General features: G+C 66.3%; 17 protein-coding genes. 12 read left to right on the forward strand and 5 right to left on the reverse strand.

Annotation, left to right across the window (positions count from 1 at the left end; genetic code table 11):
• The 3 genes from QMB55_RS03135 to QMB55_RS03145 all read left to right on the forward strand — a co-directional run.
• Positions 1-906: EF-Tu/IF-2/RF-3 family GTPase (locus QMB55_RS03135; protein ID WP_497587204.1), on the forward strand; the 906-nt coding region annotated here is incomplete at its 5' end.
• Between the two features lie 10 nt (positions 907-916).
• Positions 917-1,711, forward strand: a complete 795-nt coding sequence (locus QMB55_RS03140) for a Cof-type HAD-IIB family hydrolase (protein WP_497587205.1) — start codon at positions 917-919, stop codon at positions 1,709-1,711.
• A 65-nt stretch (positions 1,712-1,776) separates the two neighbouring features.
• Complete coding sequence (locus tag QMB55_RS03145; RefSeq protein WP_497587206.1) at positions 1,777-2,589, forward strand: DeoR/GlpR family DNA-binding transcription regulator; 813 nt, start codon at positions 1,777-1,779, stop codon at positions 2,587-2,589.
• Between the two features lie 292 nt (positions 2,590-2,881).
• On the opposite strand, the gene QMB55_RS03150 is transcribed toward QMB55_RS03145, so the two are convergent.
• Positions 2,882-3,445 (reverse strand): restriction endonuclease, encoded by a 564-nt coding sequence (locus QMB55_RS03150; protein WP_497587207.1) that lies wholly within the window; start codon positions 3,443-3,445, stop codon positions 2,882-2,884.
• Between the two features lie 264 nt (positions 3,446-3,709).
• Here QMB55_RS03150 and QMB55_RS03155 point away from each other — a divergent pair, with 264 nt between their 5' ends.
• From QMB55_RS03155 to QMB55_RS03175, 5 genes are all read left to right on the forward strand, one after another.
• Positions 3,710-3,988: a hypothetical protein gene (locus QMB55_RS03155; protein ID WP_497587208.1), complete on the forward strand. Its 279-nt coding sequence runs from the start codon at positions 3,710-3,712 to the stop codon at positions 3,986-3,988.
• Between the two features lie 48 nt (positions 3,989-4,036).
• Complete coding sequence (locus tag QMB55_RS03160) at positions 4,037-4,519, forward strand: DUF192 domain-containing protein (RefSeq protein WP_497587209.1); 483 nt, start codon at positions 4,037-4,039, stop codon at positions 4,517-4,519.
• A 20-nt stretch (positions 4,520-4,539) separates the two neighbouring features.
• A complete protein-coding gene (locus QMB55_RS03165; protein ID WP_497587210.1) occupies positions 4,540-5,127 on the forward strand; it encodes a chorismate--pyruvate lyase family protein in 588 nt (195 codons plus the stop codon).
• A 261-nt stretch (positions 5,128-5,388) separates the two neighbouring features.
• Positions 5,389-6,948, forward strand: a complete 1,560-nt coding sequence (locus tag QMB55_RS03170; protein ID WP_497587211.1) for a DEAD/DEAH box helicase — start codon at positions 5,389-5,391, stop codon at positions 6,946-6,948.
• Between the two features lie 90 nt (positions 6,949-7,038).
• On the forward strand, positions 7,039-7,314 hold the full coding sequence (locus QMB55_RS03175) for a hypothetical protein (protein WP_497587212.1): 276 nt from the start codon (positions 7,039-7,041) through the stop codon (positions 7,312-7,314).
• A 272-nt stretch (positions 7,315-7,586) separates the two neighbouring features.
• Here QMB55_RS03175 and QMB55_RS03180 read toward each other — a convergent pair whose 3' ends face one another.
• From QMB55_RS03180 to QMB55_RS03195, 4 genes are all read right to left on the reverse strand, one after another.
• Positions 7,587-8,372, reverse strand: a complete 786-nt coding sequence (locus QMB55_RS03180) for an MBL fold metallo-hydrolase (RefSeq protein ID WP_497587213.1) — start codon at positions 8,370-8,372, stop codon at positions 7,587-7,589.
• A 7-nt stretch (positions 8,373-8,379) separates the two neighbouring features.
• Positions 8,380-9,543, reverse strand: a complete 1,164-nt coding sequence (gene bamC, locus QMB55_RS03185; RefSeq protein ID WP_497587214.1) for an NlpB/DapX family lipoprotein — start codon at positions 9,541-9,543, stop codon at positions 8,380-8,382.
• Positions 9,544-9,623: 80 nt separating this feature from the next.
• Positions 9,624-10,511 carry a 4-hydroxy-tetrahydrodipicolinate synthase gene (dapA, locus tag QMB55_RS03190; RefSeq protein ID WP_497587215.1) on the reverse strand — a complete coding sequence of 296 codons (888 nt, stop codon included), beginning with the start codon at positions 10,509-10,511 and terminating at the stop codon, positions 9,624-9,626.
• 107 nt (positions 10,512-10,618) lie between these two features.
• On the reverse strand, positions 10,619-11,545 hold the full coding sequence (locus tag QMB55_RS03195) for a histone deacetylase family protein (RefSeq protein WP_497587216.1): 927 nt from the start codon (positions 11,543-11,545) through the stop codon (positions 10,619-10,621).
• 159 nt (positions 11,546-11,704) lie between these two features.
• On the opposite strand from QMB55_RS03195, the gene QMB55_RS03200 reads away from it, so the two are divergent.
• The 4 genes from QMB55_RS03200 to mltB all read left to right on the forward strand — a co-directional run bounded on the left by QMB55_RS03200 (position 11,705) and on the right by mltB (position 16,780).
• Positions 11,705-12,673, forward strand: a complete 969-nt coding sequence (locus QMB55_RS03200) for an AAA family ATPase (RefSeq protein WP_497587217.1) — start codon at positions 11,705-11,707, stop codon at positions 12,671-12,673.
• A 65-nt stretch (positions 12,674-12,738) separates the two neighbouring features.
• On the forward strand, positions 12,739-13,752 hold the full coding sequence (locus QMB55_RS03205) for a DUF58 domain-containing protein (protein WP_497587218.1): 1,014 nt from the start codon (positions 12,739-12,741) through the stop codon (positions 13,750-13,752).
• Positions 13,749-15,746: a transglutaminase TgpA family protein gene (locus QMB55_RS03210; RefSeq protein WP_497587219.1), complete on the forward strand. Its 1,998-nt coding sequence runs from the start codon at positions 13,749-13,751 to the stop codon at positions 15,744-15,746. The genes QMB55_RS03205 and QMB55_RS03210 overlap by 4 nt, the downstream gene beginning before the upstream one ends.
• Positions 15,743-16,780, forward strand: a complete 1,038-nt coding sequence (gene mltB / locus QMB55_RS03215; RefSeq protein ID WP_497587220.1) for a lytic murein transglycosylase B — start codon at positions 15,743-15,745, stop codon at positions 16,778-16,780. The genes QMB55_RS03210 and mltB overlap by 4 nt, the downstream gene beginning before the upstream one ends.
• Positions 16,781-16,944 lie beyond the last annotated feature (164 nt).

A 16,944-nucleotide genomic window follows, 5' to 3' on the forward strand; every position in this document is an offset into this window, starting at 1 on the left:
ATCCGCAGCGCCAGCAGCCCCTTCGACCTCGTCGACTTCCTCGCCGGCCAGCAGACGCCGGTGTTCTTCGGTTCCGGGATCAACAACTTCGGGGTGCAGGAAATCCTCCAGGCCCTGCTCGACTGGGCGCCGGCGCCACAAGAGCGCGACGGCGGCAGCCGCATGGTGCAGCCGGCGGAAGCCCCGTTCTCCGGCTTCGTGTTCAAGATTCAGGCGAACATGGACCCGAAGCACCGCGACCGCATCGCCTTCTTCCGCATCTGTTCCGGCCGCTATTCGTCCGGGATGAAAGTGAAGCATGTGCGCATGGACCGCGAGATGAAGCTCGCCAACGCGCTGACCTTCATGGCCAACGAGCGCGTGCTGATGGAAGACGCGGTGGCCGGCGACATCATCGGCATCCACAACCACGGCCAGCTGCACATCGGCGACACACTGAGCGAAGGCGAGGCGCTCAACTTCAAGGGCATTCCCTACTTCTCGCCCGAACTTTTCCGCGCCGCCCGCCTGCGCGACCCGCTCAAGAGCAAGCAACTGCAGAAGGGCTTGCAGGAACTGGGCGAAGAAGGCGCAATCCAGGTCTTCGAAAACCTCGCCACCGGCGCGCTGCTGCTCGGCGCGGTCGGCGTGCTGCAGTTCGAGGTCGTCGCCCAACGCCTGCAAACCGAATACAAGGTCGACGCGATCTTCGAGCCAGCCGACATCTACACCGCGCGCTGGCTAACCTTCCCGGACGAGGTCACGCGCCGCAACTTCGAGCGCGAGCAGCAGCACCGCATGGCCAAGGATGTCGACGGCAACACCGTCTATCTCGCCAGCACGCGCTACAACCTCGACGTGACGCAGGAAAAATGGACCAAGGTCGGCTTCCATGCTTCGCGCGAGCACGGCCAGAAAATGATCTAGGGCACGCGCCATGAAACGCATTTTTTTCTTCGACGTCGACAACACCCTGCTCGACCACCGTGACCACGAAGTGCCGCAATCGGCGCTCGACGCGATCGCCGAACTCAAGGCCGCCGGCCACACCATCGTCATTGCCACCGGGCGCAGCTACGGCCACGCCCGGCCGCACATCGAGGACATCCCGGCCAACTACACGATCACTCTCAACGGCGCCTGCATCCTTAAGGACGGGGTGGTCGTCGCCAGCACGCCGCTGGCACGCCCGGCGCTCGTCGAACTCTTCGAATGGATGCGCGAACTTGGCCACCCCTTCGGCGTCAACCGCGGCGAATCGTGCTACATCAGCGCCGAAACCCCGGCTTCGATGGTACCGCTACAGGGTGTGCGCATGCCGACCCAGAGCGAAGACGCCTTCTACCTGCGGGAAGACGTCTGCCAGGGCTGGCTGTTCTTCGACGAAGCCCTCGACGCCGAACTGATGCCGCGCATGGCCGAACGCTTCCCGCAATTCGACTTCGTCCGCTGGCACCGCACCGCCGTCGACGTGATGCCCAAGGCCACCAACAAGTGGACGGGCTGCCAGTGGGTGCTCGCCCAAACCGGATTCGCCGCCGCCGAGGCGGTCGCCTTTGGCGACGGTCTCAACGACCGCGAAATGCTGCAAGGCGTCGGCCTGGGCATCGCCATGGGCAACGGACACCCCGAACTCAAGGCGATCGCCGACCGCGTCGCGCCGGCCCTCGCCGATCACGGCGTCGCCCGCATGCTGGCCGAGCTCGGTTACGCGCCACCGGCCGCGTCATGACAAAACGCTAGTTCCTGGCGCACGCCTCGGTTAGAATCGCTGCGCCTGGACCGTTGGAGAATCGCATGAAGAAGCGTCTCGCCCAAGCCACCCTGACCAATCCGCGCCACAGGGAAATCATCGAACTGGCGCGCCTCAAGGGCTTCCTGACCACGGAGGAACTGGCGCGCACCTTCAACGTCACGTCTCAGACGATTCGCCGCGACATCAACGAACTCGCCGAGCGCGGCCTGCTGCGCCGTTACCACGGCGGCGCCGGGCTTTCGTCAAGTGTCGAGAACGTCGGCTACACCGAGCGGCAGACCCTGCTGCACGAGGAAAAGGCGCGCATCGCCCGCCTCGTCGCTGAGCAGATTCCGGATAACGCCTCGCTGTTCATCAACATCGGCACCACGACCGAGGAAGTGGCCAAGGCGCTGGCCGGACACAAGAACCTGCGGGTCATCACCAACAACCTCAACGTCGCCACCCTGCTCTGCGCCAACCCGAGTTTCGAGGTCATCGTCTCGGGCGGTGTGGTCCGCCCGGACCGCGGCGTGATCGGCGAATCGACGGTCGACTTCTTTCGCCAGTTCAAGGTCGATTACGGCATCATCGGCATCTCAGGCATCGACAATGACGGCACCCTGCTCGACTTCGATTACCGCGAAGTCCGGGTCGCCCAGTCGATCATCGAGAACGCGCGCCAGGTCTTTCTCGCCACCGACCACACCAAGTTCGGGCAAACGCCGATGGTACGCCTGTGCCACATCTCGGAAATCGATGCACTGTTCACCGACCGGACGCCGCCCGAGGGCATTTGCGCCGCGCTCGACAGCGCCCAGGTCAAACTCTTCGTCGCGGACGACAACCGCGCCGTAGAACCCAACGAAGGCTGAACGCCGTTTGCCTCAGTCGTGGCTGACACGCAGGCGATACCGCGCCGCGTAAGCCCAGCACGCAGCGCAAAAACCGGTTGTCAGATCGAGAAAGGCAAACACCAGGATCGCACTGGCCGGAAGTCGGCGAGGCGAAGAGGCGGTAGCTCAAGCACTTGTGCGGAGAAACGAAACCGCGCAGGACGCCTCTGGCCACCAGGATGAGCGCCACCCAGCGATAAAGCGTGTATTGCCCAGAAATCTACCCTGTCCACGTCGCCCGGGACGTTCCGCCCCGGGCCCAAGTGCGCGTTTAGCTCAACCAACCGCGCTGAAAGAGGCTCGCCAAGGCCGCCGCATCGACTACCACCACGCCATGTTCGCGGGCGTAGAGCAGCCCCTTGTCGCTCAAAGGATTGAGCGCCACATAAAGCGCTTCGTGCGCACCGCGCCGTTCACGCTCCGCCACCAGCTCACGCAGCGCCGGCAAGCCGTGGCTGGCCGCTTTCCAGCGTCGCGCCGCAACGACGCTCAGCCGGCGCGAGCGCTCGACCAGCAGGTCTGCACCGCCCTCCACGCGCGTCACCGTCCCGCCCTGGCGACGATACGCGTCTTCTAGCAAAGCGGAAAATTCGGCCCAGCCCATCGGCGACACGCGTTCAACGAGGGCCCGTACCTGCGCTTCGCCCGGAACATGGCGTTGCTTCCAGGCGGCGATCGCGGCGATCACCACGAAGGGGACGGCAAAGGACAGCGCGTAACTGGCGTACGCCTCGGGAACCACGAGCCGAGCCAGGAGGACGATGAACAAGGCCACGACCAAGCTGATCCACCAGTGCGAACGCAACAGGATGGCGAACAGCGAATTCTGGGACATCTTCAGACGCACGACGCAACGCTCTTTCTCGGCCATCGGCCGCAGGAATGACAAAACCGCGTTGCCGGAGGGCCGCGCAGCGAAAAGACGGCATTATCCATCGAAAGTATCGATCCAAAACGACCGCCGCACGTTTCATCTTCGCCCGTAACGCCTCCGTCATCCCCCCGCGCCCTACTCGGGATGGCTCGGCTGGCATACAATAGGCAACGCCCGGACGCCTGACGGCGCCGGCCCTGAGACCTCGCCAGCCACCGCTCGCCCATGACCGCCCGTTTTTCCGCACCGTCCTTCGCCCGCCTTGCCGCGCTTTGCTTCGCCACCGCCCTTGCCGCGCCGGCCCAAGCCATCCCGAAAGCCGCCGAACACGCCGACGCGCCCGTCACTTACGGTGCGGACACTGCCCGCCCCAAACCTGCCAAAGCCCAGAAGCCACCCGTCGCCAAAACCAAAAGCAAAGCGTCCGACAAGGCCTCAAACAAGACCAACGCGAGTGGCAAGCAAAATGCGAGCAAGAAACCGGCGCGCAGCGCCGGAAAATAACCGGGAAATAACTTTTCCAGGCCCATTATCAATCCGCGCCGACGCCACATGACTTCTTCCCCGATTCCCGCCCACCGGGCCCGCCCGACCAGCACCGCCCTGAGCGCAGTTCTCGCCAGCCTTGCCGCCCTCTTCGCGTCTTCGGCCCAGGCCCAGATGCCGCGCATGGAATTGAACGCCGGCATGCACCGCATCGAAGCGGAAGTCGCGGCTGACATGCCCAACCGCATGCAGGGACTGATGCATCGCAAGAGCCTGGGAACCAACCAAGGCATGCTCTTCGTCTTCCTCCAGGCCGAGCGACACTGCATGTGGATGCGCAACACGCTCATCCCGCTCTCGGTCGCCTTTCTCGACGAGGCAGGACGCATCATCAACATCGCCGACATGCAGCCCCATTCGGAAGCGAACCATTGCGCTGCGGCACCGGCGCGCTTCGCCCTGGAGATGAACCAGGGCTGGTTCGCCAGCCGCGGCCTCCGTCCCGGACAGAAGATCGGCGGCACCGAAAAAGCTCCGTCGCCGCGCTAGGTCCAGAGCACATTGGCACGATGACCGAACGCAGCGCCGCGCACTGGCGCCCTCACCCCTTGCGCCGACCGGACAACGCCGGGCTGCGCGACTGGCTCACCGACCCCGGCTCGCTTACCGCCCGCCTGCAGCAACACGGCGCCTTCGCCCTGCGCCTCCTGCGCCAAGGCCAGGGCCGCCCCAACCGCGACGAAACCGCAGTGCTCGGGCAACCGGCCGGACAACGGGCGCGCATCCGTGAAGTGACGCTGTCTTGCGACGGTCGCGTCCTCGTCTTCGCGCACACGGTCTTGCCGCGTGCGCCGCGCGGCCCCTTCTGCCGTTGGCTGGGCCGCCTCGGCGAACGCTCGCTCGGCGCCCTGCTATTCGCCCATCCCGGCTTCGCCCGCGGTCCGTTGCACTGCCGCCGCCTCGACGCCCGTCACCCTCTATACGCCCGGGCCATGGCCGCCCTCGGGCTGGACGCTACGCCCCCCACTGCGCCTCCGCTTTGGGCGCGTCGCTCGTGCTTCACCTACGATGCACAACGGGTTCTGGTCACCGAAGTTTTCCATCCCGCCATCGCCAATCTCGCCCCGGCACTGGACAGCAAGAAAAAAACCCTTTAGAATTGCGCTCTTGCCTGTTCGGCACCCTCAATACGCCGAGCACGCCTCTCCCGCGCTGCGCGAACCTCGCCGCATCATCAAAGCCTCACTGCCCTCAGGCGCCGTCCCGTGTGCGCCGCTCCGGCACCGAGCTTTTTCCGTGCCGAGAAGTACCGATTCCCTGCCCTTCAGGCGGAAGTCCGAACACTCACCGTGGTTCGGCGCAGCATTTCCGCACTTCCGCCGCCTGGCGGAGTTCGCTTCATCGACTGAAAGACACGCATGACCTTTGCTGACATCGGCCTTCACCCGACCCTCCTCAACGCACTTTCGGCAGCCGGCTACACCGCGCCGACCCCGGTCCAGGCCCAGGCCATCCCCGCCGCCCTCGAAGGCCGCGACCTGATCGTCTCCTCGCAGACCGGCTCGGGCAAAACCGCCGCCTTCATGCTGCCCGCCCTGCACAGCCTGGCCGAGCAGCAACGCCGCCCCTTCGTTCCGCTCAAGCGCCGCACGCCCAATCAAGAGCGCCAGTCGGCCCGTGCCCGCGGTTTCGAGCGCCCGCGCTTCGCCCCCGCCAAGCCGCGCCTCCTGGTCCTTGCGCCGACGCGTGAACTGGCACTGCAGGTAACTGCCGCCACCGAAAAATACGCCAGTGACATCCGCCACCTCAAGGCCGCCGCCATTCTCGGCGGCATGCCCTACCCGAAGCAGCTCGAGCGCCTGGCGCTCAACCCGGAGATTCTGGTCGCCACGCCCGGCCGCCTGATCGACCACCTGCAGTCGGGCAAGATCGATTTCTCCGAAGTGCAGATGCTGGTCCTCGACGAGGCCGATCGCATGCTGGACATGGGCTTCATCGACGACATCGAGACCATCGTCGCCGCCACCCCGGAGTCGCGCCAGACCATGCTCTTCTCCGCGACGCTCGACGGCAACGTCGGCCAGATGTCGCGCCGGATGACGCGCGACGCGCTGACCATCGAGGTCGCCAGCGCCCAGACCCGAAACGAGAACATCGAACAGCGCCTGCACTACGTCGATGACCTGGCGCACAAGAACCGCCTGCTCGACCACCTGCTGCGCGACGCCGCCATCGACCAGGCCGTCGTGTTCACCGCCACCAAGCGCGAAGCTGACGTTCTTGCCGACCGCCTCAACATCGCAGGCCTCAACGCCGCCGCGCTGCACGGCGACATGCCGCAGGGCGCGCGCAACCGCACGCTCGGCGCGCTGCGCCGCGGCCACGTGCGCATCCTCGTCGCCACCGACGTCGCCGCCCGCGGCATCGACGTACCGACGATCACCCACGTCTTCAACTACGACCTGCCCAAGTGCGCCGAGGATTACGTGCACCGCATCGGGCGCACCGGCCGCGCCGGCCGGAACGGCATCGCCATCTCCTTGGTCGGGCACGACGCCCACTTCCACGTGCGCCGCATCGAACGCTTCACCCAGCAGAACATCCCGGTCGAGACCGTCGAAGGGCACGAACCCAAGCGCCAGCCGCCGTCACCCCGCCGCCCCTCGTCGCGCCCGCAGCAAGGACGCCCGTGGCGTAACGAAGGCGGCCAGCGCAACGGCAGCGCCAAGAGCGACCGCCCGTACCAGAACAAACCTCGCCATGGCGCTCACGGCGCCGAAAGCGGCAACGCCTACGGCGGAGCGCGCCCTGCACATCGCCACAACGACGAACAGCGCACCCCGCGCTGGCAGGACAGCAAGAACAGTGCCTCGTCGCACCGCAGCGCAAACGACAAAAACACAACCCGCACACACGATACGCACAACGGCACAGACCGTTACAAAACTCGCAAAAACGAGACGTATCGCCAACGGTAAAATTTTCGTCGATCCGGTTCATCCGCCGTGCCTGAACGCGCCGGCCGAGGATCGGATCACCGTCGATTACACCGTAAAGGAAAGCAGAAAATGAAGAAGTCGCTCCTCGTTGCCGCATTGCTCGCCACCCTGACCGTCGCCGCTTGCAGCAAGAAGGAAGAAGCCCCGGCGCCCGCTCCGGCCCCCGCCGCCGCGCCCGCCGCACCGGCAGCAGCTCCGGCACCGGCCGCTGAAACCAAGCCCGCCGAAGCCGCGCCCGCCGCAGCGACGACCGAAGCCAAGCCGGCTGAAGCCGCACCGGCCACCCCGGCTGCTGCCGAAGCCAAGCCGGCCGAAGCTGCACCTGCTGGCGAAGCCAAGAAGTAAGGCGCAAGCGCCCAGCGAAAAGCCGGCCCCTGGGCCGGCTTTTTCGTTGACGGCCTTTGCCCGCCAAAATCGCGGCCCGGGAAAGGGCGTCTGGATGCGGCCTGCAGGCCGGCGCCAGAGCCCATCCCGCTTGGCGCCTGGCGTGCCAAAAGCAAACCTCAGCCGACAAATCTAAATCCCGGTTTTCGTCACACCCACCGTATTCGCAGCGACTCAGGTCTTTCAATTCGCTTTTCAATGCGCCGCGCGTAAATCCGCACGCAAACACCCGCTCACGTAAGCGTTCGCCAGCCGTGGCCATCCGCCTGGTCGGCAATGTCGAAGCGCCGCCTGTCGCCCGCAAAGAGCGGCGCCAACAGCGCCTCGACCGCACGCGGGCAATTGTTTTCTTCGCTCAAGTGCGCCGCAACGAGATGCTGCAGACGCCCGACATCGAGGGTTTGCAGCAGACTCAGGGCCTGGGCGTTTTCCAGGTGCCCGTAGCCACCGGCAATGCGCGCCCTGAGCGACGGCGGATACGAGGAAACCGCCAGCCGTTCGCGGTCATGATTGAATTCAAGCACCAGGGCGTCGCACGGGCTCAGGACGTCGACGACGTGCGGCGTGATCCGGCCGCAATCGGTGAGCATGCCCAGACGCCGCCCGGCGGCAGAGAAAACGAACTGCACCGGCTCGCGGGCATCATGCGGAACGGCAAAAGGGCGCACCGTCAGAGCGCCCACGGTGAAGTCTGCATCGGCGCGCATCGGACGACAGAGCCTGCGCGCCGCATCGGCGCGTCCGGCCAAGCGCGATTCAGCCGCGCTCCAGGTCCCATGCGTCAGATGAACCGGCAAACCGTAACGCCGCGCCAGGGTAAAAACGCCGGCAAGGTGGTCGCTGTGTTCGTGAGTGACGAGGATCGCGCACAGGTCGGCGGGGCTCATGCCCAGACGCGCCAGGCGTGCCTCCGTGCCGCGCAGTGAGAAGCCGCAGTCGACGAGGACCGCACCTTCGCCGGCGGCGACAACCAGGCCATTCCCCTGGCTGCCGCTGCCCAGCGAAGCAAAACGGATCACTGCGGAATTACTTCAGCTGTTCGAAGAGCAGATTGAGAATCCGCTTGGCAGTTTCGGACTGATCGATGCCGCCTTCGGTCGAAAGCACCTGGATCGACGACGTGCCACCACTGTCCTTGACGAAGATGCGGTAGCGTGTCTTAGGATCTGGCGGCGCATCCTTCCAGAACGCAAGCTTGGACAGCAGGCCAGGATCCTTGTTGGCGCCATCGGTCTCAGGATCGACGTAGCGAACGAAATAAAGCCCCTTCGAACGGTCGCGGTCCTCGACGGTGAAACCGACGCGGTCGAGCGCCAGACCCACACGCCGCCAGGCGCGATCAAAGGATTCCTGAACCTCCAGCGTTCCGACACCGCCGCCGCCGCGCGTCAGTTTGGCGCGATCTGCCGGTTTGGTCTTGGCCGCCGCGAGCTGCGCCTCGGCCTTCTTCTGATCGGCACCGAAACGCACCATCAGGCGCCGCAACATCTCGGCTTCGAGTTCGGGGTCCGGCTCACGCGGCTGCCAGCGCGTCTGATCCTTGCGCTCGGTAATGAAGACTTCATACATCCCACGATGGCTGATGAAGATGTCGGTCGTCCCCGGCTCCGTGCCCGGCTCAAGGCGGGTCCGGAACTTGTCGCGCTCGGCCGTTGAATAGAGGGAGTCGATCGCCTTGCCAAGCATGTTGCGGATGAAATCCTGTTGGATCTGCGCCCGGTTTTCAGCCCAGTCGGTTTCCATCACCCCGGCCTCGGGAATCTCCAGTTTGACAATGAAGCCCGTCTCCTGCCAGAACTCCTTGACCTGATCCCAGATCTCGTTCGGCCGTCCGGCCACGACCAGCCAGCGTTGACTGCCGGCGCGCTCGATGCGCGTCTTGTCGACCTGCGGCAGGACGTTGCTCTGTTGCTGGGCCTGCGCCAGCGCTTGCGGCGAACGTTCCTGGTTGTAGGCCGAGAAGGTGGCCGTGCCCTTGCCGACGGTGTCGGGCACCGCATAACGGTCGTCGCGCGTCGGCGAAGTCAGATCGGGCGGCACTTCGAGCGATGGTGCCTTGGCCTTTCCGGCCGTCTTGTAGTCGATCTTCTTCGATTCAATGCCGATGTCGCTCAGGCTGAAACCGCCCGAGCATCCGGCCAGAACGAGCGCCATCGAACACAACGATGCGCGCAGGACAAAACGATTCATCTGGGTATCCCGAACAACCATGCAAGAACAATAAAGGACCGCAGTCCGGCGGAGCGGCAAGACTATCCCGACACTCCGGACTAGGCAAGCACCCCGGCCTGACGCAACGCCGCACGCACCCGCTCGTGGCAATCCGCGGAAAGCGGCGTCAGCGGCAGGCGGATCCCACCTTCGGGGATCAGACCGAGCTGCTGGCAAGCCCACTTGACCGGAATCGGGTTGGCTTCGCAGAACAGCTGGCGATGCAGGCCTTGCAGGCGGAAATGCAGTTCGCGTGCCTTGGCGAGGTCGCCTGCAAGGGCCGCGACGCACATTTCGTGCATCAGGCGCGGCGCAACGTTGGCCACCACCGAGATGTTACCTTGAGCGCCCATCAGGATCAGTGCGCAAGCGGTGGGATCGTCGCCGCTGTAGACCGAGAAGCCTTCCGGCGCGCGGGCGATCAGTTCGCAGCCGCGGTCGAAGTTGCCGGTCGCATCCTTGATGCCGACGATGTTCGGAATCTGCGCCAGACGCAGCGCCGTCTCATTCGAAAGATCGGCCACCGTGCGCCCTGGAACGTTGTAGAGGATGACCGGAATATCGACCGCTTCGGCAATCGTCTTGAAGTGGCGGTAGAGACCTTCCTGGGTCGGCTTGTTGTAGTAGGGCACGACCGACAGCGCGGCGTCGGCGCCAGCCGCCTTGGCAAAACGGGTCATTTCGACGGCTTCGGCGGTCGAATTGGCGCCGGTACCGGCGATCACCGGAATGCGTCCGGCGGCCTGGGCGACAACCGTCTCGATCAACAGATGGTGTTCCTCGACATCCACGGTCGGCGACTCGCCGGTCGTCCCGACGACGACGATGGCATCCGTGCCTTCTTGGACGTGAAAATCGACGAGTTTGCGCAACGCCGGAAGATCCAGGCGTCCATCCTCATGCATGGGGGAAACAATGGCGACAATCGAACCAGTAATGGGGGTCATGGCAATGCACCAGTAAAAAAATTCAGGAAAAGATTCTAACCGAAGGCGGACGGCACGACCATGAAAAACGCGGCAGAATCGATTCCGCTGACCGCCGGTCCTTCGCTTCAGATCCCGGCCAGCACCTTGAGGTGCGCCGTGACGCTGCGCGCCAGCGACGAAAGCACGTAGCCGCCTTCGAGAACGGAAACCACCCGCCGCTCGGCGGACTCGGCGGCGACCTTCATGATCTGCTCGGTGACCCAGGCATAGTCCTTCTCGAACAGGCGCATGCCGCCCAGGTCGTCCTCGTAGTGAGCATCAAAACCGGCCGAGACGAACACCATCTGCGGCGCAAACTCATGCAGGCGCGGCAGCCAGGCATCATCGACCATCTGCCGGAAGGCTGCACTGTCGGTGCCGCCCGGCATCGGCACGTTGACCATGTTGAAGGCATCGACCTCGGTTCCGCAGTAGGGAAAGAAGGGGTGCTGGAACATCCCGACCATCAAGACCCGTCCGTCATGGGCGAAACAGTCCTCGGTGCCGTTGCCGTGGTGCACGTCAAAATCAATGATGGCCACGCGCGAGAGGCCATGCGCCTTGAGCGCGTGGGCCACCGCAACCGCGACATTATTGAAGAAGCAGAAGCCCATGGCGTAATCGTGGCCGGCATGGTGGCCGGGCGGGCGCACGCAGCAAAAGGCATTCTCGGCCGCGCCGCTCATCACCAGATCGACAGCCAGCACCCCCGCACCGGCCGAGCGCAGCGCGGCCTGCCAAGTGTGCGGATTCATCGCCGTGTCTGGATCGATGTGGGCGATGCCGTGCTGCGGCGAGAGCCGTTTGAGGTGCTCGAGGTGCGCCGCACTGTGGACGCGCAGCAGTTGCTCAAAGCTCGCCAGCGGCGCATCGTGAAAGGCAAAGTAGTGGTCGAGCCCCTGCGCGATCAGATGGTCGCTGATCGCCGCCAGGCGAGCCGGCGTTTCCGGGTGCATTTCCCCCATGTCATGCAGGGCGCAATCGCGATGCGAGATGAAAGCGGTACTGGTCACGCGGTTCTCCTCTCAAACGCCGAGCAAATGGCCGCTTAGGCGGCGCCGATGCCGATTCGATGGATGCGCTAGAATCGGGCGGGAGCGCCCGATTCTCTGCCGAAACTCAATCTCCTGCTCGTGGTCGATTATCGACCGAAGCGTCCATTTCCGACAACCATGCCCGACACTGCCCCCACTGCCTCCACCGCGCCCGACACGCCGCCGACCGCTCCGTCGGCCCAACTCGCCGCCGTAATCGCCGCCGCCCGGCGCATCGTCCTCGGCAAGGATACCCAGATCCGTCTTGCCCTCGCCTGCCTCCTCGCGCGCGGCCACCTCCTGATCGAAGACCTGCCCGGTGTCGGCAAGACGACGCTGGCGCAAACCCTGGCGCGCCTGCTCGGACTGGACTTCTCGCGCGTCCAGTTCACCAGCGACATGCTCCCGGCCGACGTCATCGGCCTGTCGATCTTCGAGCGAGAGAAAAGTGCCTTCCGTTTCCTGCCCGGCCCGGTTTTCGCCAACGTCCTGCTCGCCGACGAGATCAACCGCGCCACGCCCAAAACGCAAAGCGCCCTGCTCGAGGCGATGGAAGAACGCCAGGTCACGGTCGAAGGCGAAACCCGGCCGTTGCCGCATCCTTTCTTCGTCATCGCCACGCAAAACCCCTCGTCGCAGATCGGCACCTTCGCGCTCCCCGAATCGCAGCTCGACCGCTTCCTGATGCGCATCGAACTCGGCTACCCCGACCGTACCGCCGAGCGCGCGCTGCTCGAAGGCGGCGGACGCCGCCAGCAGTTGCCTGCGCTCACCGCCTGCCTTGCCCCGGACGCCATCACCCGGCTGCAAGCTCAGGCCTCCGCAGTACATGCTGCCCCCGCCCTGCTCGACTACCTGCAGGCGCTGCTCGAAGCCACCCGCAATGACCCGCGCTTCGAGCACGGCCTGAGCCCGCGCGCCGGGCTCGGCCTGCTCGCCGCAGCGCGCGCCTGGGCCTGCATCGCCGGGCGGACGATGGTGCTGCCCGAGGATGTCCAGGCCGTCTTGCCCAGCGTCGCCGCCCACCGCCTGCGCCTCGCGCAGGGCGACGGACACGCGCGCAGCGAAGACGTGATCGCGCTGATCCGCGCCACGCCCTTGTCCTGAACGGCACGATGCCGTCCGACTCGTCGTCTGTCCCGCGAGCCACGCCGCGCCCGCCCCAGCCGCCCTTGGCCTGGCGTCTGCGACTGGGTGCGCTGATCGAGCGCTGGCAGGCTCGACCGCCCGACACAGCCCGCCCCATCGTCCTTGACGCCCGCCGCATTTACATCCTGCCCTCCGGCGGCGGACTGCTCTTCGCCGTCGCACTGGTGGTGATGCTGCTCGGCGCGATCAACTATGACCTAGGCCTCGGCCACGCGCTCGTTTTCCTGCTCGCCGCGCTCGGCCTGGTGGGCATGGTGCATACCTGGCGTAACCTGCTGCGCCTGCGCCTCATCCCCGGCCGCCCGGAGCCCGTCTTCGCCGGCGAAACCGCACACCTGCCCTGCTTGATCGACAACCCCGAAGACACCCCGCGCCGAGCACTCGAGCTTTCCGTCGCCGGGCAAACGCCTTGTACTGTCGTCGACGTGGACACGCGTGCCAGCATCCGCACCCTCATCCCCTGTCCGGCACCGCAGCGCGGGCGTCAGCGCATCGCCCGCCTGGTCGTCGCCACGCGCTACCCGCTCGGCCTCTTCACAGCCTGGAGCACGCCGCGTCCCGTCATCGAATTGCTTGTTTACCCACGCCCCGAATTCCACCCTCTGCCGCGCCCCGCGGTCTCACAGCGCCTGGGATGGCAGCAAGGCGACGCAGGCGAGGAAGATTTCGCCGGCCTGCGCCCGCACCGCCCGAACGACGCGACGCGTCACATCGCCTGGAAGGTCGCCGCGCGCGACGGAGCGCAACGACCGCTGCAGGTCAAGCAATTCGCCGGCGGCACAGCCGGCGAACTGACGCTGGACTGGGCTGCCACTGCCGGAGCGGTTCCGGCCGACGACCGCGAGCGGCGCCTGTCCGTCCTCGCCGGCTGGGTGCTGACCGCCGACCGCCAACAGCTCACCTACGCCCTGCACCTGCCCGGACGACACATCGCCGGCGGGCACGGTCCGACGCAGCGCGCCGCCTGCCTCGAAGCCCTAGCCGATTACGGCCGTGACGACAGCCACGCCGCGGGAGTGGAGGCCCAGGCTCGATGATGCACTGCGCGCCCCCGTCCTCTCCGCCGCTCGACGCCGCCTGCGTGCCCTGGCTGCTCGCCGCAGCACTCGCCACCGCCGGCCCGCACGCGCCGCACCAGCCGCTCTGGCTGGTCCTGCTGGCGGGCGCCGCGCTGCTCTGGCGCGCGCTCCTGTGGTGGCGCCAAGGCGCACTGCCAGCGCGCTGGCTGCTGCTCACGGTGATGCTCGCCGGTGTCATCGGCATCGCCCTGCACTACCGCACGCTCTTTGGCCGCGACGCCGGCGTCGCGCTGCTCGTCCTGCTGATGGCCGGAAAACCGCTCGAGGCGCGCAGCCGGCGCGATGCGCTGGTTGTCGTCATGCTCGGCTACTTCCTTCTGCTCACCCATTACTTTTATTCCCAGAGCATCGCCACCGGCCTCTGGTTGCTTGCTGCGCTGACCCTGCTCACAACCACCTTGATTCGCTTGCATGGTGAGGGCGCGTGGCGTCCGGCCGCCCGGCAGGCGGCGGTCATGCTTCTGCAGGCGTTGCCGCTGATGCTCGCCCTCTTTGTCCTTTTTCCGCGCGTCCAGGGGCCGCTGTGGGGCTTACCGCGCGATGCCTACGCCGGAATGACCGGCCTCTCCGACAGCATGGCACCGGGCTCGCTCGACACCTTGATCCGTTCCGGCGCCATCGCCTTTCGCACCCGCTTCGACGGCCCGCCACCGCCCCCGCTCGAGCGCTACTGGCGCGGGCCGGTGCTCGAAGACTACGACGGATTGACCTGGACCCGCGCCCCGGCAGCGCTCCGCAACGCCGCACCCACGCCGCGCCTCGAACCCGACGGCCCGACCTACCGCTACACCACGACGCTCGAAGCGCACAACCAGCGCTGGCTGCTGGCGCTCGACCTGCCCTTTGCCCGCCCCGCCGACAGCCTGTTTTCCTCGCGTCTCGAAACGCTGAGCCGCGAGCCGGTGCGCAGCCGTGCGCGCTTTACCTTCGCTTCGGCGAGCGCGACGCACGCCAACCGTGACGAAGCCGCCCCTCTCCTGGCCAGGGCTCTCGCCCTGCCGGCACAACGCAACCCCAGGAGCCGCGCGCTCGGCGAAGCGTGGCGCGCGCAAAACAGCGGCGATGCGCGGGCGATTTCCGCCACCGCCTTGCGCTTCTTCAACCGCGAAGCCTTCTATTACACGCTCAATCCGCCGCGCACCGGCGCCGACGCGGTCGACGACTTCCTCTTCTCGACCCGACGCGGCTTCTGCGAGCACTACGCCGGCGCCTACGTAGTGCTGATGCGGGCCGCCGGCGTCCCGGCACGCGTCGTCACCGGCTATCAAGGCGGCGAAATCAACCCGGTCGACGGCGTCCTCACCGTCCGCCAATCGGACGCCCACGCCTGGGCGGAAATCTGGCTGCCGGGCATGGGTTGGCAGCGCGTCGACCCGACCGCCGCAGTCGCCCCGGCGCGCGTCGAACAGGGCATCGAGGCCGCGCTGCCCGCCGGCGAGACGCTGCCGGCGCTGGCGCGCATCGACATCGACTGGCTGCGCAACCTGCGTTTCCGCTGGGAAGCGATGAACCATGCCTGGCACCAGTGGGTGCTCGGGTACAATCCCGAGCGGCAACGCGAAGCCCTCGCCCGGCTCGGCTTCGGCGACCCCGACTGGCGCACGCTGGCGGTCGCGCTGGCCGTCGTCTGCGGCACGGTACTGCTGCTCCTGGCCGCGACGATGCTCTACGCGCGTCCACGCCGCGCGCCCGCCGAACAAGCCTGGCAGCGTTTCTGCGCCGCGCTCGCCCGGCACGGCATCGAGCGCCTCCCTTGGGAGGGACCGCAGGCCTTGGCCGCACGCGTCGCCACCACCCGGCCGGAACTCGCCGCGCTGGCCGCGCGTGCCGCGGCGGCCTACGTGCGCCTGCGTTACGATACGACCCCCGAAACGGCTGCGACGAAGGCCTTGCATGAACTCGAAGACTGTACCCGCGTGCTGACCCGCTGGCGCGCCCTCAACCGGAGATGATCTTGAACCAATGTTTTTCCCGCCTGCTGCTCGCCCTGGCCGCCAGCCTGCTGCTCGCCCCTGCCGCGCACGCCGCCAAAGACAAGAAAGCGCCGCCGCCACCGCCCTTCATCGAGCTGGCCGAAACACGGGAATTCATCGCCGAGATGGCCGAGCGGCACGGTTTCGACGCCGACGAGCTGACACGCACCTTCAGCGTCGCCCGGCCCAATGCCACCGTTCTGCGCGCCATCGTGCCGGCCGCAGTGCCCGAACAGCAACGCTCCTGGACGCGCTACCGCGAGCGCTTCCTCAACGCCCGCCGCATCGAGCGCGGCCTCGCGTTTTGGGAGGAACACGGCGCCGAGCTGGTACGTGCCGAAGCCATCTACGGCGTACCGCGCGAAATCATCGTCGCCATCATCGGCGTCGAAACCGAGTACGGGCGCAATACCGGGCGCTTCCGCGTGCTCGAAGCCCTGGCCTCACTGGCCTTCAAATACCCGCCGCGCGCCCCCTTCTTCCGCAGCGAGCTCGAACACTTCCTTCTGCTCGCACGCGAGAACGGCATGGATGCCTTCGAAGTCCGCGGCTCCTACGCCGGAGCGATGGGCATCCCGCAGTTCATGCCCAGCAGCCAGCGGCGTTATGCGGTCGATTTCGACGGCGACGGACGCATCGACCTGCGCGCCAGCGAAAGCGACGCCATCGGCAGCGTTGCCAGCTTCCTCGCCCACCACGGCTGGCAGACCGGCGCACCGATCACCGCCCCGGCCCACATCGAGGGCGACGCCGCGCGCCTGCTCGCCGCCGGGATCAAGCCGTCGCGGCCTTTGCGCGAACTGCAGGCTGAAGGCGTCGTCACCGGCCCCGAGGCGGCCGGCGACGCCGAACGCCCGACGGCGCTGATCGACCTCGTCGACCCGGTGCAGCCGACCGAGTACTGGGTCGGCTACGACAATTTCTATGTCATCACGCGCTACAACCGCTCGACCTTTTACGCGATGTCGGTCTTCCAGCTTGCCGAAGCGCTGCGCGCAGGACAGGCACAGTAAGGACGGTAAAAAAATAGCGCGGTGCGCCTTTAAGTCCGCCTTGAAAAACCCGCACCGCCTGTCCTATGGTTCAGTGCGATCAGCCTTGAGCCGCAACTAAAGTGGAGCAAGCCGATCAAAGAATCAGGAGTAAAGCTCTTTCAAAAAGGTCATGCGACCATTCG

This window comes from Propionivibrio sp. (assembly GCF_041441355.1).
Classification (GTDB): Bacteria; Pseudomonadota; Gammaproteobacteria; order Burkholderiales; family Rhodocyclaceae; genus Propionivibrio.

What these genes read in the sequence shown, in the direction of transcription:
- QMB55_RS03175 (WP_497587212.1), top strand. Translation starts at nt 7,039, where the DNA reads ATGAAGAAGTCGCTCCTCGTTGCCGCATTGCTCGCCACCCTGACCGTC.
- QMB55_RS03140 (WP_497587205.1), top strand. Translation starts at nt 917, where the DNA reads ATGAAACGCATTTTTTTCTTCGACGTCGACAACACCCTGCTCGACCAC.
- QMB55_RS03160 (WP_497587209.1), top strand. Translation starts at nt 4,037, where the DNA reads ATGACTTCTTCCCCGATTCCCGCCCACCGGGCCCGCCCGACCAGCACC.
- QMB55_RS03210 (WP_497587219.1), top strand. Translation starts at nt 13,749, where the DNA reads ATGATGCACTGCGCGCCCCCGTCCTCTCCGCCGCTCGACGCCGCCTGC.
- QMB55_RS03165 (WP_497587210.1), top strand. Translation starts at nt 4,540, where the DNA reads ATGACCGAACGCAGCGCCGCGCACTGGCGCCCTCACCCCTTGCGCCGA.
- mltB (WP_497587220.1), top strand. Translation starts at nt 15,743, where the DNA reads ATGATCTTGAACCAATGTTTTTCCCGCCTGCTGCTCGCCCTGGCCGCC.
- QMB55_RS03200 (WP_497587217.1), top strand. Translation starts at nt 11,705, where the DNA reads ATGCCCGACACTGCCCCCACTGCCTCCACCGCGCCCGACACGCCGCCG.
- QMB55_RS03150 (WP_497587207.1), bottom strand. Translation starts at nt 3,445, where the DNA reads ATGTCCCAGAATTCGCTGTTCGCCATCCTGTTGCGTTCGCACTGGTGG.
- bamC (WP_497587214.1), bottom strand. Translation starts at nt 9,543, where the DNA reads ATGAATCGTTTTGTCCTGCGCGCATCGTTGTGTTCGATGGCGCTCGTT.
- QMB55_RS03170 (WP_497587211.1), top strand. Translation starts at nt 5,389, where the DNA reads ATGACCTTTGCTGACATCGGCCTTCACCCGACCCTCCTCAACGCACTT.
- QMB55_RS03155 (WP_497587208.1), top strand. Translation starts at nt 3,710, where the DNA reads ATGACCGCCCGTTTTTCCGCACCGTCCTTCGCCCGCCTTGCCGCGCTT.
- dapA (WP_497587215.1), bottom strand. Translation starts at nt 10,511, where the DNA reads ATGACCCCCATTACTGGTTCGATTGTCGCCATTGTTTCCCCCATGCAT.
- QMB55_RS03145 (WP_497587206.1), top strand. Translation starts at nt 1,777, where the DNA reads ATGAAGAAGCGTCTCGCCCAAGCCACCCTGACCAATCCGCGCCACAGG.